We start from the raw sequence: 1,238 nt of genomic DNA on the forward strand, positions 1-1,238 counted from the left end.
TTGAAAGGCGGGTATGAGGCAAACGGCTGGCGTCAGGCCGGGTTGCTGACGTCGGGATGCCCTGACAGCAAGACACTGTATGTCTGGGCAAGCCCGCTACAGCGCACAAAAGCGACGGCGAAAGCATTAACCGATGGCGCATTCCCGGGGTGTGATGTGACGGTGCACAGCGTCAGCGGTGACAGCGATCCCTTGTTCCAGAGCGATAAGATGGGGCTGGCTCCGCTGGACGAAGCACAGGCCCGGGCAGGGATTGAACAGGCAATGGGCGGTAGCGTACAGCAGGCAGAGCAGCGTGCCGCCCCGGAGATCGCCCGTTTGAAAGCAGCCGTCTGTCAGGCGGATCATCCCTGCCCTGTCTTCGATCACCCATGGAGTATCAAGCGTAGCAAGGACGGCCGTTTTGAGGTAGAGGGACTCGCGACGCTGGCGAATATGGCAGAAACGTTCCGCCTGGCATGGAGCGAAAATCAGCCGTCATCCAGCGTCGCCTTTGGCCATGTGCACTCGGCGGCCGATGTGGCGAAACTGATGCCGCTGCTGACCACCAAATACGATTACATCAACGACGTGCCCTACATTGCGCAGCGTGGCGGATCGATACTGATGGATCAGATCGCCAAAGCGCTGGCTCCTCAGCAGGTGCAGGGCGGCCCACCGGACGTGCGCTGGTTACTGTATGTGGCACACGACACTAACATTTCCTGGCTGCGCACCATGCTCAATTTTAGCTGGCAGCAGGCAGACTATCCGCGCGGCAACATCCCCCCGGCGGGCAGTCTGGTGTTTGAACGCTGGCGTGAGGTGCACAGCGGCAAACGCTTTATTCGCGTCTATTTCCAGGCACAGAGTCTCGATCAGATCCGCAAGCTCACCCCGCTGAATGCCAGCCGGCCACCGCTGATCACTGAGCTGACGTTCAACGGCTGTAAAATAACCCCCGTCGGTACGCTGTGCCCTTATCAGCCAATGCTGAAACGGATCAGGCAGCATATCGATCCTGAGCTGCAAACGCCGGTGAGCTATGCGCAGTAAAGTATCAACAGCCTGCGAGGTGATGATGCTGATGACATAAGGATGTGTTGAAGGCACCCGGTGCCATTTCCCCCGACATTCCGGGAGAAGAGGCACTCCGGGTGCCAGACTACTGATAAGGCTGCACCCGATAGGCACAGCGACGTGCATGGCTGAGAATATGCTCCACCCGAACCACCTCCGCCTGTAGCACCTCACTAAAG

The 1,238-nt window shown here is 58.9% G+C and carries 1 protein-coding gene; it reads left to right on the forward strand.

From position 1 onward, the window contains the following. The coding region (locus WH277_RS02770; protein ID WP_339504282.1) for a histidine-type phosphatase at positions 1 to 1,035 on the forward strand (1,035 nt) is incomplete at its 5' end. Positions 1,036 to 1,238: the final 203 nt, after the last annotated feature.

The organism is Erwinia sp. MYb416 (assembly GCF_037479575.1).
GTDB lineage: Bacteria > Pseudomonadota > Gammaproteobacteria > Enterobacterales > Enterobacteriaceae > Erwinia > Erwinia rhapontici.